This is a genomic window from Terrabacter sp. 2TAF16 (assembly GCF_052115065.1).
Taxonomy (GTDB): domain Bacteria; phylum Actinomycetota; class Actinomycetes; order Actinomycetales; family Dermatophilaceae; genus Terrabacter.
Genome location: NZ_JBFRFZ010000001.1, coordinates 1 through 13,338, shown reverse-complemented (window position 1 = coordinate 13,338; position 13,338 = coordinate 1). Strand labels below are relative to the sequence as shown.

Sequence of the window (13,338 nt, the reverse complement as noted above, 5' to 3'; positions counted from 1 at the left end):
CCACGCCGCCCGGCCGACACGGCCGCCCTTCGACGGACGCCTCCGAGGCGCTGCGGCACTGCTGGGTATGTGCCCCCCGTGAGCCGACCCGCAGCCCGTCCCACCCCAACCGTTCCCCGGTCCGTCCGGTGACGGGGGCTGTGCGGCTGACCGACGACGCGACTCCGCCGTCGCGGCTCGCGGCCCTCGTCGACGACCTCCGGGTCCGGCTTGGCCACGGTCGCGACCCGGTGGCGACGACCGAGCTCGTGCGGGTCCGGCCCGACGCCTTCCCGCTTCCGGGCTCGGGGTCGACCCGCATCCTGTGGGAGTCGTTGGCGTCCGTCGCGGCCGTGGACCTGACGGCGGCCCGCACCCTCGAACCACACCTCGATGCCTTGGCGATCCTCGCTGAGGCCCGGTCGGCCGGGTACGCCGTCGCCGCGCCAGTCCCCGACGACGCTGCGTGGGGAGTCTTCGCCGCGGAGGGGCCCGGTGTCCGGCTCGAGGCGCGAGGCGACACGGGCCGCGCCGCCGGCACCGTCCGACTGCACGGGACGAAGCCGTGGTGCTCGCTGGCCGGATCGCTGTCGCACGCCCTCGTCACCGCCTGGGAGAGCGACACCACCCGGCGGTTGTATGCCGTCCGCCTGGGTCCGTCGAACGGCGTGACCGTCCAGCCCTCGGCGTGGTTCGCCCGGGGTCTGACCGCCGTGCCCAGCGGTCCGGTCGACTTCGACGGCGCCGAGGCGGTCCCGGTCGGTCCGACGGGGTGGTACCTCGAGCGCCCCGGGTTCGCCTGGGGCGGCATGGGCGTGGCAGCCATCTGGTACGGCGGCGCGGTGGGCGTGGCCCGCCGCCTGCTCCTCGGCGGACGAGAGCCCGACCAGATCGCGCAGATGCACGTGGGGGCGGTCGACGCCGCGCTCTGGGCGGCTCGGACCTGCCTCGACGACGCGGCTGCCCGGGTCGACGACGGCCGCGCGACGGGTGAGGAAGGCGCACGACTCGCCTTGCGCGTGCGGCACGTCGTGGCACGTGCCGCGGAGTCCGTGGTCGAGCGCGTCGGCCATGCGACCGGACCGGCACCCCTGGCGCTCGACGACGACCACGCCGCGCGCGTCGCGGACCTACAGCTCTACCTGCGGCAGGAGCATGCCGAGCGCGACGAGGCTGCCCTCGGCCGGTATGTCCTCGAGCGTCCCGTCCTCGACGGCGGCAGCGGCACCGACGGCCGACCGTGGTGACCCGCGCGCGGCCCTTCACGCAATCCGAGCGGGGCACGGCGGAGAGCCTGTGGTGCGAGCGACCCGAGTGGGCCGACCTCAGGCCCGCAGACGCTCTGCTCTCAGGGCGTGGGCGCCTCGTCGTCGTCGCTGCGCACCCCGACGACGAGACGCTCGCCACAGGCGGACTCATGGCGATTGCAGCACGAGCCGGACTCGAGGTGACGGTCGTGCTGCTCAGCGACGGTGAGGCGTCGCACCCCGGTTCCCCCACCGTGTCCAGCGGCGACCTGGCCACTCTCCGGGTCGCGGAGTCCCGCGCCGCGCTGGCTCGACTCGCGCCGTCGGCGACGCTCGAGAGGCTCGGTCTGCCGGACAGCCGCCTGGCCGCCTGCACCGCCGAGATCGTCACGGGCCTCGTCGACGTCGTCGGCGAGCGCGGCGGCGACACCGTCGTCGTCGCCCCGTGGCGGCACGACGGCCACGCCGACCACGACGCGGCCGGGTGGGCCGCGGGAGTGGCGTGCCGGCGTACCGACGCGGTGCTCTGGGAGTACCCCCTGTGGCTGTGGCACTGGTGCGAGCCCGAGCGGGCGCCGTGGGGGGACCTCCACGCCCTCACCCTCGACGCCGACGTGCAGGCGACGAAGCAGGAGGCCGTGGCGCTGCACCGCACCCAGGTGGCTCCGGTCTCCGACGAGCCCGGGGACGAGGCCGTCCTCCACGAGGACATGCTCGCCCACTTCGCGCGGCCCTTCGAGGTCTTCCTCCGGCTGGACCTGCCGACCGATGACAGCCTCGACGAGCTGCATGACTCGTCCAGCGACCCGTGGCAGGTGCGCACGAGCTGGTACGAGCAGCGCAAGCGGGACGTCACCCTGGCGGCCCTCCCGCACGAGCGTTACGGCCGCGCGCTCGAAGTCGGTGGGTCCGTCGGGGCGCTCGCGGAGGACCTCGCGACACGGTGCGACCGGCTCGTCGTCGTCGACGAGAGCGGGGCCGCCGTCGAAGCCGCGCGGTCCTCGTTGCGAGGGCTCGACCACGTCGAGGTCGTGCTCGGCAGCGTCCCCGAGGACTGGCCCGACGGCCCCTTCGACCTCGTCGTCGTCTCGGAGGTCGGGTACTTCCTCAGTCCGGCGCGGCTGGGACGGCTCGTGACACGGGTCGACACGTCCCTCACGGACGACGGCGCGCTCGTGCTGTGCCACTGGCGGCATCCCGTGCGGGGCTGGCCGCTCGACGGCCTGCGGGTCCACGAGCTGTGGACCCGCACGTCCGCCCTGCCCGTCGTGGCCACACACCTCGAGCGGGACTTTCGGCTCGATGTGATGTCGAGGTCCTCGGCGCACCGGGCCGGCTCGCCATGACGGCCCACCTCCACCGCCCCCTGACGCACGTGCACGTGATCGTCCCGGCCAACGACGAGGAGGCCCTGCTCCCCCGCGCCCTCGGTTCGATCGACGACGCCGTCGGGGAGCTGCACCGGTCCCGACCCGGCGTCCACGCACGCGTCGTCCTCGTGCTCGACGCCTGCGTCGACCGCTCACGCGAGGTCGCCGCCCGGCACCGCGACGTCACGGTCGTCGAGGTCGACCGTCGGTGCGTCGGTGCCGCTCGCGCCCACGGCGTCGTGGTCGCGACGGCCGACGTCGCGGAGCCGGACACCGGTCGTCACTGGCTGGCCGGCACGGACGCCGACTGCGTGGTCCCGCCCGACTGGCTCGTCCGGCAGGTCATGCTCGCCGATGCCGGCCTCGATCTCGTGACCGGCACCGTGCAACCCGACGACGAGCTCGACGCAGAATCCCTCACCCGGTGGCACGCCCTGCACCAGCTGCGTGATGGTCACCCGCACGTCCACGGCGCCAACCTCGGCGTCCGGCTCTCTGCCTACCTGGCGGCCGGGGGCTTCGAGCCGCTCGCGGTCCATGAGGACGTGGGTCTGGTCGAGCGCATCCGTGCGTCCGGAGCCGCCTGTCTCGCCAGCTCGTCAGTACACGTGCGCACCTCGGGCCGCACGCAGGGACGCACGCCCGGCGGCTTCGCCGACTACCTCGGGGCGCTGGTTGCCCAGGGTTCACTCACCGGCTGAGGACCCAGCCCGACATGCGGCCGGCCGAGTCCGTGGCGCGTTGGCGGGTATGTCCGCTGCGTGGAGCCGATACCCCAGACCCGTGACGCGCTGCGACGGATGGCACTGCGTGGAGAGATCGACATCGCCGGCCAGCTGGCCAGGGTGACCGAGAGCCTCACGGCCGTGGTGCCGGCCATCGTCGCGTTCAGCATCGGCATCGCCCGCCACGACGTCACGCTGACCTACGTGTCGAGCACCCTCGAGGCCGCGTGGCTCGACGGGGTGCAGTACGTCGACGACGGTCCCTGCGAGCAGGCGGCCCGCAGCGGTGAGGTCGTCGCCGTCGACCACCGCGAGCTCCTCGACGAGGGTCGCTGGCAGCTTTTCGCCCAAGCCGGCGCTGCTGTGGGGATCCGCAGCACCCTGTCTCTCCCCGTCCTCGACGCGTCACGCGTCATCGGCGGCGTCAACCTCTACGGCAGCGGCACCGACACCTTCGTGGGCCGTCACGACGAGGTCGCGGCGCTCGTCGGCGGGTGGGCGGAAGGCGCGGTGACGAACGCCGACCTCAGCTTCCGGAGCCGGGTCGAGGCCACCGACGCGCCCCGACGCCTCGAGGAGGTCGAGACGGTGCGTGTCGCAGTGGGCGTGCTCGTCGACGCCCAAGGGGTGTCCCCGGAGGTCGCCGAGAGCAAGCTCTACGAGGCCGCCGCGCGGGCCGGCATACCGGTGGTGGCCCTGGCGCTCATGGTGATCGGCGAAGGGGGCGAGAGCGGAGGTCCGTGACCTCCCGATCGGGCCGGCGCGGTGCCATCATGCACCTATGACCACGCACCGCCCCGACACGATGGTGGGCGACGTTTCCGGTCTGGATGCCGCGAATGTCGTCACGACCCTGGCCAGGGTCCTGGCCGAGACACCCGGAGTGCTGCCCACCCTCCACGAGATCGCCACGAGGTCGGTGGACCTCGTGCCCTGCGACTGGGCGGCCGTCGCCGTCGCGGAACGCTTCACGCGTCGACGTGCCCGACTGGCCGACTCGACCGACGATGTGCTCATGGAGAGAGTGGCCGTGGTCGCGGCCGAGGCCGGCGACAGCCCGGGCCTGACCGCTTTCGAGGCCGGCGAGACCGTGCGGTGCGACGACCTCGCGCACGAGTGCAGGTTCACGGCTTACGCCACGCAGCTCGTCGCACGCACGCCCATCCGGGCGGTGCTGTCGGTCCCGCTGCGCTTCCACGACGCGACTCTCGGCGTGCTCACCCTCTACAGCGCCACGCCCCACTCGTTCGACGAGTCGTCGGTCGCGCGGGCGACTCTCGTCGCCGAGCACGCCGCCATCGCCGTGGAGGCGGCTCGCAGCGACGACCGCGCCGTCCAGCTGCAGGCGGCCCTGGAGCACAGCCGGACCATCGGGGCCGCGATCGGCATCCTCGTCGAGCGTCACCGCATCCTGCCCGACGAGGCCTTCCAGATGTTGCGCGAGGCGAGCCAGCACACCAACCGCAAGCTCGCGCAGGTGGCGACCGACCTCCTCGAGACCGGAGCCCTGCCCGAGGTCTGACCACCTCGCACGAGGGATGACGACCTCGCCGGCACACTCGGCCGCCTTGTCGTTAGCGGGACGTGCGCGCGCCTCCGCTGCCGTGGTCACTCGCTGAGTCGAACCAGCGCCGCCAAAGGGACGGAGACACAGTGCGAGGTGGTCGGACGCCAGGTCGAAGGCACGACGCCGCCACGTCCCGCCTATGCGGCCGGAGGGAGGAGCTGCGCAAGCGCGTCACCCATGCGGTCCCGGCTCGCACCGTTGCGCCCGATGTTCCCCAGCCCGAACTGCAGGTTCGAGGACAGCGTCACCTGCACGGTGCCGGGAGCGACCTCGCGGATTCGGGCCGTGACCTTCTCTCCGAACGCAAGCACCATCCGCCCCGCGGTGAAGACGAAGACGCCGGTCGCAGCATCCGAGGAGAGATGCTGCATCCCGGAGCGGCGCGCTGCCTCCTCGAGGGCCGTGACCGCCTCGCCGCCGCTCGCCCGGAACGTCATCGACCGCGTGTTCCTTGCGCTCATCCCACCGCTCCTCACCCGACGCCATCCGCAGGTCCGCGGCGCGGCCCGGCTCCAGGGCCGGCCTTCCGGCCGACCATCCCGCGTCTACGACGAGAGTAGCGAGACGACGGCGGCGTGCGCGATGCTTCAGGCGCACCGACGTCGGGGATCGGGCGGGGCCGCACGTGGCGACGTCCAGCGCTGCACGACGGAGCACGTGGTCGCGAGGTGCGCCGTTCACGTCCGGACCGAACGCCGGGAGCCCTACAGTGGGGCATGGCAGACATCATGCTTGGCCTTTTCGCGATCGTTGCCGGCGGCTTCATGCTCTTCGCCGGACAGCTGGCGCTGCGTCTGGTCCTCCCCATCTGGGGCTTCTTCGCCGGGTTTGCGTTCGGGGCAGGGCTTTTCGCGGAACTTGCCGATGAGCGTGTCCTCGGCACGGTGCTCGGTTGGGTGGCGGGATTCGTGTGCGCCCTGATCTTCGCTCTTCTCGCGTACCTCTACTTCGCGGTGGCGGTCGTTCTCGCCATGGCGGCCTTCGGCTTCGCGATCGGTTCGGGCCTCGTCGTCGCCCTGGGCATCGACTGGAACTGGGTTGCCGTCCTGGTGGGCATCGCAGTCGGAGCGGTGCTCGGACTGGTGGCGGTCATCGGCAACCTCCCGATGATCGTGCTGGCTGTCGTCAGCTCGATCGCCGGGGCGGTCAGCGTCGTCGCCGGTCTGATGCTGCTGGTGGGCGCGATCGACTCCGCCGACTTCACCCGGGGCACCTTCACGCAGGCGGTGCACGCCGGCTGGGGCTGGTACCTGACCCTGCTCGCCCTTGCCCTGATCGGCATCGTCGCCCAGACCCGGCAGCGGCTCGCGATGCGTCGCACCGTCCAGGAGACCTGGTACGTCGAGAGCCGCTGACGTAGGACCGACATCCAGGCGCCGCAGTCAAGCGCGCCCTGCGGCCGCAGGTACTCCGTCTTCGGCACCCTTCGTCGAGGCGCGTGAACCCTGGTGGGCGCCGTCGTCCCTTCCCTCAACGGCCGGCAAGATCCAGCCCGAATGCCGTGGCCATCGAAGGAGCGCCGGCCGCCTCGCCGAGCGGCTCCGCAGCGATGACCTCGCTGTAGAGACGGGCGAGTGAGTAGTGGGTCAGCGGCGTCGTGACGACGGCGCCATGCAGGGATGGGTGGGCAACGGTGGTCAGGACGAGGTTGTTCTGCTGGTGGTCATCCTCATCGGCGGTGACCACGATCGCGAGATGCCCGGCGCGCCAGTCCGGACCCGACATCACCGCCTCGATCTGCGTCCGGAGCCAACGGTCGGCGACGGGGAGATCGCAGTCGTGGGCGTCGTCGCACAGATCGGGAATGACCATACCGGCGTTGGGTAGCCGGCCGCTGGCGGCGTCGTCGCTCAGCTCACCGGCCGGCACGTCGTACCGAGCGCAGGAGGGTCGCTCGCTCCGGTAGTAGGCCCACGGGTTGTGCTTCACGACGTACCGTCCGGAGTTCTCCGTGGCGCAGTTGCCGGGCATTCCCTCGGCGTACACCTTCGCCGACTTGCCGAGCGCCAGCGCCTGGCCGAACACGGACGGCTGGTCGGTCGTGTGGCTGGATGGCGGGGCATCATCCCCGACGGCGAACGTGCTGCCGCCCGTCATCGCCAGGTAGTTGGGCAGCGACGGATGGGTCACCGCCTCGTAGGTCGTCGCGATCGCGAACTCCCGACCCAGGGCTGCCGTGTAGGGCATGGACGCACGCATCTGGTCCAACGAGTGGTTCTCGACGACGAACACCAGCAGCTTGGTCACCTTCGCCGGTTGAACCGTGGCGAAGGTGACCGGCGCGAAGGGTTCTCCCGCTCCGCAGGCGCTGAGAACCACCAGTGCCGTGGCGATCACCAAGCCGAACACCTTGTGCGACACGCGTCCTCCACCGTCTGAAGCAGCTTGCCGGGCCGACAGTACCTCGGGGCCGTCACAACGGGCTGGGAAGCGAGAGCGTGCGCCCGGTTCGTCGAACGGGCCGACGAGCGGCGGACCAACGCTGCGCCTGCCTGCATGCCCACATCGATTGCGCGCCGTGCGAGTTCCGGGGTTCGATGGCCGTATGCGCGTCCGGCACGTCCGCAGCCCCCGGTGGGCTGCCGCCGCAACGGGCTTCGCCGTGCTCCTCGCCGGTTGTCTCGCGGCCTGCGACGCCGGTCGCGCGGCGAGCGACCCGACCGACATGAGCCGCCCGACGATCGGCCGGCTCGACACCACGGTGCGCGTGTTGCAGATGAATCTCTGCAACAGCGGACGCGCTGACTGCTACTCCGGCGGGCGTGCCGTCAGCCGGGCGGTTGCACTGATCCACGAGCATCAGCCGGACATGGTCAGCCTCAACGAGGTCTGCCGCGATGACCTGCCCGTCCTCGAGCAGGCGATGTCGGCCACCGTCCCGGTGACGGCGGTCGCCTCGGCGTTCACGTCCGCGAAGGACCGCCAGACCCATGCACCGGTCCGTTGTCAGAACGGCCAGGAGTTCGGCGACGGCGTCCTGGTCGTGGTCTCGCCCCCGGTAGTGGGCTCCCGCAGCTACAGCGGCGTCTACCCGGTTCAAGACCCCCACGACTCAGAGGAGCGCGTCTGGGTCTGCATCGACCTGGCCACACGGTTCTCCGCCTGCACCACGCACACCACCAGCGTCGACGCCACGATCGCGCTGAACCAGTGCCGGTACCTGTTGAGCTCCGCGGTGCCCGGGATCAGCCGCCGCAACGGCGCCCGCCCGATCGTCCTCGGCGCAGATCTCAACCTCGCGGCTCGCGGTTCACCCAGCCCACAGTCATGCCTGCCCAGCGGCTACCAGCGCACCGACGACGGCGGTCTGCAGAGCGTGGTGGTGAGTCCGGGTATCGGGGTGCGCACGCACTCCGTCATCGACATGCAGGGCACCACTGACCACCCCGGCCTGCTGGTCGACCTCGTCCTGCCGCGCCCCTGAGCGCAGGCCGGGTCCCTCCCCCGCACCCGACGGCAGCAGCGGACCCGAGCCGGGTGGGGTGCGGCGTCATCCAAATGTCGTAGAGGCAGATCGGGCGTCCGGCGGGGCACGGCTGGGTGTTGAATCCATAGCGTTCCAAGCATGCCTCTGTGGCCATCACCCCGGCCCTCGCGCCCGGCGTCCTCCCGTGCACGCCTGGCGCTGCGCGCTGCCGGGACGAGCCTGGTCGCGGCGATGGTGCTCGCCGTTGGCGTCACGCCCTCGGCGACGTGGGCCTCGACCGTGTCCGACGAAGTGCACTACACGTTCACGGGCTCCACCTCGGTGGCCATCGACTGGCGCGGGCCGGCCAACGACGTGCGCTGGGGGACGACGACTGACTACGGAAACACCGCCACCGGAGTGGCGCCGGGCGTGATGCCGTGGTCGTCACCCGGCCCGTTCTGGCAGCTGCAGATTGGGGGGCTCAGTGCCGGCAGCACGTACCACTACTCGATCGGCGGAGGCCCGGACTACACCTTCCACGCCCCGCCGACGACGAACTACCGGTTCGATGCCATCGGGGACGTCGGTGACACGGCACACTTCGGCAAGCTCGGGACCACGCTTGACAACATCAGCGCGGATGACCCGTCGTTCGTGCTCATGGTGGGCGACCTGACGTATGCCAACAGCGGGAGCAGCGGTCAGAGCGCCGTCGACACGCACTTCAACGATGTGATGCGCTGGAGCGGACGGGCCGCGTACATGCCCGCCTGGGGCAACCACGAGTACGACGTGCCGGGCTCGGACGATCTGCGTAACTACAAGGGTCGCCTGCTGATGCCCAATGCTGCTGCCTCCCCCGGGTCTCCGGCGATCTCGTGCTGCGGCGACGACTGGGGATGGTTCGACTCCGGCCCCGTGCGGTTCATGTCGTACCCGGAGCCCTGGACCGGCGCGTGGGCCGATTGGCAGTCCAAGGCCGGCCCGCTGATGCGCCAGGCGCAGGACGACCCGAACATCAAGTACATCGTCACCTATGGTCACCGTCCCGCGTACTCGACCGGCTACCACGCGGGCGAGACGCAGATCGCCTCCATCCTGGGCGGCTTCGGAGAGGCATACAGCAAGTACGTGCTGAACATCAACGGCCACTCGCACGACTACGAGCGGTTCCAGCCCATCCAGGGCGTCACGCACGTCACGGTGGGGGCGCCTTCGTCACTCGAGCAGCCGTGGACCAGCTCAGACCCGCGCACCGCGATGCGCGCCATGCACCTGTCCCACCTGCGGGTCGACGTCGGCGACACCGGCATCAAGCTCCAGGCGATCTGCGACCAGTCCACTCCGGGTGAGGACCTCACGTGCAGTGCGGGCAGTGTCATCGACGAGTTCGTCATCGGCACTCCACCAGCCCTGCCGGTTGCGAGCGACTTCTACGTGGACAAGACCGTCTCGGCCTGCAGCGACTCCGGGCCCGGGTCGAAGGAGGCGCCGTTCTGCACGGTCACCAAGGGGGTTGCCCGCCTGCAGCCCGGCAACGCCCTCTACATCGGAGACGGCAGCTACGCCGAGACGGTCAAGCCGTCCGTGTCAGGCACGGCCAGCGCACCGGTCACGATCACCAGCTGGCCGGGCCGCAGCCCGGTGATCGGCAACGGCGTGACCAACGGGGCCTACATCTCGAGCAAGAGCTACATCACGCTCTCCAACCTCACCTTCACCGCCACCACTGGTGACGGGGTCTATGTCACCAAGAGCGACCACATCACCGTCACCGGCAACACCGTGACCAACACGGGGCGGCAGGCGCAGGGAGCGACAGCTCCCGGGATCAGCATCCGGGCCACCAACAACTCGGTGGTGTCCAACAACAACAGCACCCACAACAGCGACACCGGGATCTACGTGACGAACACGTCGACCGGCAACACGGTCAGCAGCAACGAGGCGAGCTACAACGCCCAGGGTTGGCAACGGAACGCCAACGGCATCAACGTCACCAGTCCGGGCAACACCATCATCCGCAACGTCACCCATGACAACGAGGACACGGGTGTCCAGCTCTACACCGGCGCCAACAACAACCTGGTCACCTTGAACGTCTCCTACAACAACGGGGACCACGGCATCGACAACCTCAACGTGACCGGGGGTCTGATCGTCGGGAACACGGTCTTCCACAACTGCACGAGCGGGATCAACCTCGAAGGCTCGACGTCGGGGAGCTACCGCATAGCCAACAACATCGCCGTCGACAACGCCGTCTATCCCGCGTACTCAGGCATCGCCTGCGCTCGCCGCGCCGGCAACATCGGTGTGTGGGACGGCGCGCAGAACTCCACCCTGGTGGATCACAATCTGGTCTTCCTGAGCAAGTCCGGGGTGATGTACGCGTGGGGAACGACGTACAGCTCCCTGACCGCGATGAAGGCGGTATCCGGGCAGGAGGCCGCGGGCATACAGGCAGACCCCGTGTTCCTCGACAAGCCTTCCTGGAACCTTCAGCTCAAGGAGGGGTCGCCCGCCATCGACCGCGCCGACAGCGGGGTGCCGGGTGAGCAGACCACCGACATCCTGAGCTACCCGAGGGTGCGAGACGCCAGCGTCAGCAATGCCAACGCAGCGGGACCGCGCTTGTATGACGACCTCGGCGCCTACGAGTTCCAGCCGGACATCGTGCCGGTCCCCATCCAGCCACCGGTCGCCGACCTGACGCTCACCCCGACGCAGGGCACCGCACCCCTCGCGGTGACGGCAGACGCCAGCGCCTCCTTGGACCCACAGGGGCAAGTCCTCAGCTACGCCTTCGACTTCGGTGACGGCACCACGGTGGCGCCGCAGGCGCAGTCAACCTTCAGCCACACGTACCTCAACAGCGGGGTCTACACCGTCAGGGTCACCGCGCGGAACACCTCCGGCGTCACGGGCACCACCAGCGGGACCGTCACGGTCAACGCCCCACCGCCACCCGTACTGCCACCCACCGCCATGCTCACCGTCACACCGGCCGATGGGGTTGCGCCCCTGCTGGTGACGGCGGACGCGTCCGCCTCCAACGATCCCCAGGGCGCCGCACTGACGTATGCGTTCGACTTCGGTGACGGGACGGTCCTGCCTGCTCAGACCGCCCCCACGGCGACCCATGAGTACCAGAGCCAAGGCACGTTCTCGGCCACGGTCACGGTGACGAGTGCCAGCGGGCTCACCAGTGTCGCCAGCACCACGGTCACGGCGACGAAGGCCCCGAGCGTCCAGCCGCCCGCCGCATCGTTGAACGTGGCCCCGACCAGTGGCACGGCGCCACTGCCGGTGACCGCGGACGCAACCGCCTCCAGCGACCCGCAAGGCCAGAACCTGACCTACGCCTTCGACTTCGGCGACGGCACCACTGTGCCCGCCCAAGCCAGCCCCACCGCCACGCACACCTACACAACGGCAGGGTCTTACCTGGTGACGCTGACGGTCCGGAACGTCAGCAGGCTGAGCGACACGGCGGCGACCACGGTGGCCGTGAGCGACCCGCCCCCGATTCAGACTCCCGTCGCCCGGCTCACCCTGAACCCGACCAGCGGCACCACACCACTACCGGTGACCGCCGACGCGTCCGCCTCCAGCGACCCGCAGGGCCAGAGCCTGACCTACGCCTTCGACTTCGGCGACGGCACCACCGCGCCCGCCCAAGCGAGCCCCACCGCCACCCACACCTACACCACCACCGGCACCTTCACGACCACCGTCACCGTCACCAACACCTCCGGGCAAGCCTCCACCGCCCAGCAAACCGTCAGCGCAGCCGCGCCCATCCAGGCCCCGGTGGCCCGGCTCACGCTGAACCCGACCAGCGGCACCACACCACTACCGGTGACCGCCGACGCGTCCGCCTCCAGCGACCCGCAGGGCCAGAGCCTGACCTACGCCTTCGACTTCGGTGACGGCACCACCGCGGCCGCCCAAGCGAGCCCCACCGCCACCCACACCTACACCACCACCGGCACCTTCACGACCACCGTCACCGTCACCAACACCTCCGGGCGGACGTCCACCGCTCAGCAAACCGTCACGACCAGCGCACAGCCCGCCTACGTCGCGACGCTGGGTACCAGCTCAGCCACCACGACAAAGAGCTCGGGAACCGTGACCGTGAGCCCCGTCGCTGGCGTGGGCCGAGGCGACCTGGTGGTGATCACGCTTCAGATCGCGGCCAAGTCGACGACCGGAGCCGTGGCGGCCACCGACACGGCGGGCAACACCTACGCGGTGGCCCGTGATGTGCCGGTGAGCGGCGGTCGACTCCTGGTCCTGACGGGGCTGGCCACCAAGCCGCTCACCACCGGAGCGAAGATCACGGCAACCTTTCCCGGATCGAGCACGTATCAGATGGTGGCCGACGAGCTCGCCGGCGTGACCCGCGTGGACCGTGCGGCTGCCGCCATCGGCACGAGCACCAACTACGCCTCCGGTCTCACCGCCACGACCACTGCACCCCGCGAAGTCGTCTTCGGCGCCGTGGCCACGTTCACGAGGGCCACCACCCCCTCATGGACCACCTCGTGGACCGCCCTCACTGCCCAAGCAGTGTCCAAGGCGAGCCTCGGAAGGGCCTACCAGCTCCCCACTTCAGTGGGCACCTTCAATGCAGACGGCACCATCGCCGGCACCTGGGCCGCCCTCGTGATCACGTTCAAACCGTAGAGTCACCGCCGCCGACCGATTCACCCTTTCAACGACATCCCCGGTCATGGGCGCCAGCTGCTGATCGGCGCCAGCTGCTGATCGGGGGCCGTGACGACCCTCAGGGGACGCCTCATGCCAACACGGCCTGGTCCCAGTCACTCCCCCGGGCTGCGCGAGGTGCCCCACACGACAGGGCAGCCCCCGACCGGCGGAGACGCCGAGACTGTCCGAGTAACGGTGTAACTGGCCCAACGCGCTGACTGGTTCAGCGGGAAGGGTCGGATGATGACCGACACACTGGTGGGCGTGAGCCCGCTTGAGAGAGCAGCGAAGAAGTCGCTCACACCTGCTGAGGTGGAGCGCGCGG

10 protein-coding genes are annotated in these 13,338 nt (G+C 70.4%); 8 read left to right on the top strand and 2 right to left on the bottom strand.

Going from position 1 to position 13,338, the window contains the following annotated elements:
• Nucleotides 1–128: 128 nt before the first annotated feature.
• The 5 genes from AB4Z14_RS00050 to AB4Z14_RS00030 are packed head-to-tail and all read left to right on the top strand — an operon-like array spanning nt 129 to nt 4,843.
• Nucleotides 129–1,226, top strand: a complete 1,098-nt coding sequence (locus AB4Z14_RS00050) for an acyl-CoA dehydrogenase (protein ID WP_442273371.1) — start codon at nt 129–131, stop codon at nt 1,224–1,226.
• Nucleotides 1,220–2,572, top strand: coding sequence for a PIG-L family deacetylase (locus AB4Z14_RS00045; protein ID WP_442273370.1), 1,353 nt, complete (start codon nt 1,220–1,222; stop codon nt 2,570–2,572). Before AB4Z14_RS00050 ends, AB4Z14_RS00045 begins: the two co-directional genes overlap by 7 nt.
• Nucleotides 2,569–3,297, top strand: coding sequence for a glycosyltransferase (locus AB4Z14_RS00040; protein ID WP_442273369.1), 729 nt, complete (start codon nt 2,569–2,571; stop codon nt 3,295–3,297). Before AB4Z14_RS00045 ends, AB4Z14_RS00040 begins: the two co-directional genes overlap by 4 nt.
• 60 nt (nt 3,298–3,357) lie before the next feature.
• Nucleotides 3,358–4,065: a GAF domain-containing protein gene (locus AB4Z14_RS00035; protein WP_442273368.1), complete on the top strand. Its 708-nt coding sequence runs from the start codon at nt 3,358–3,360 to the stop codon at nt 4,063–4,065.
• 37 nt (nt 4,066–4,102) lie between these two features.
• A complete protein-coding gene (locus AB4Z14_RS00030; protein WP_442273367.1) occupies nt 4,103–4,843 on the top strand; it encodes an ANTAR domain-containing protein in 741 nt (246 codons plus the stop codon).
• Nucleotides 4,844–5,025: 182 nt separating this feature from the next.
• Here AB4Z14_RS00030 and AB4Z14_RS00025 read toward each other — a convergent pair whose 3' ends face one another.
• The gene (locus AB4Z14_RS00025) at nt 5,026–5,349 is read right to left on the bottom strand and encodes a hypothetical protein (RefSeq protein WP_056777381.1); all 324 of its coding nucleotides are present in this window, start codon (nt 5,347–5,349) and stop codon (nt 5,026–5,028) included.
• Between the two features lie 255 nt (nt 5,350–5,604).
• On the opposite strand from AB4Z14_RS00025, the gene AB4Z14_RS00020 reads away from it, so the two are divergent.
• Nucleotides 5,605–6,243, top strand: a complete 639-nt coding sequence (locus AB4Z14_RS00020; RefSeq protein ID WP_442273366.1) for a DUF4203 domain-containing protein — start codon at nt 5,605–5,607, stop codon at nt 6,241–6,243.
• Nucleotides 6,244–6,358: 115 nt separating this feature from the next.
• Here AB4Z14_RS00020 and AB4Z14_RS00015 read toward each other — a convergent pair whose 3' ends face one another.
• Nucleotides 6,359–7,249 (bottom strand): alkaline phosphatase family protein, encoded by an 891-nt coding sequence (locus AB4Z14_RS00015; protein WP_442273365.1) that lies wholly within the window; start codon nt 7,247–7,249, stop codon nt 6,359–6,361.
• A gap of 241 nt (nt 7,250–7,490) precedes the next feature.
• Between AB4Z14_RS00015 and AB4Z14_RS00010 the strand changes: the two genes are divergently transcribed.
• The gene (locus AB4Z14_RS00010; protein ID WP_442273364.1) at nt 7,491–8,312 is read left to right on the top strand and encodes an endonuclease/exonuclease/phosphatase family protein; all 822 of its coding nucleotides are present in this window, start codon (nt 7,491–7,493) and stop codon (nt 8,310–8,312) included.
• Nucleotides 8,313–8,960: 648 nt separating this feature from the next.
• A complete protein-coding gene (locus AB4Z14_RS00005; protein WP_442273363.1) occupies nt 8,961–12,989 on the top strand; it encodes a PKD domain-containing protein in 4,029 nt (1,342 codons plus the stop codon).
• Nucleotides 12,990–13,338 lie beyond the last annotated feature (349 nt).

Excerpts from the sequence above, each read along its gene's own strand:
- AB4Z14_RS00040 (WP_442273369.1), top strand. The coding sequence starts at position 2,569 with ATGACGGCCCACCTCCACCGCCCCCTGACGCACGTGCACGTGATCGTC.
- AB4Z14_RS00030 (WP_442273367.1), top strand. The coding sequence starts at position 4,103 with ATGACCACGCACCGCCCCGACACGATGGTGGGCGACGTTTCCGGTCTG.
- AB4Z14_RS00025 (WP_056777381.1), bottom strand. The coding sequence starts at position 5,349 with ATGAGCGCAAGGAACACGCGGTCGATGACGTTCCGGGCGAGCGGCGGC.
- AB4Z14_RS00020 (WP_442273366.1), top strand. The coding sequence starts at position 5,605 with ATGGCAGACATCATGCTTGGCCTTTTCGCGATCGTTGCCGGCGGCTTC.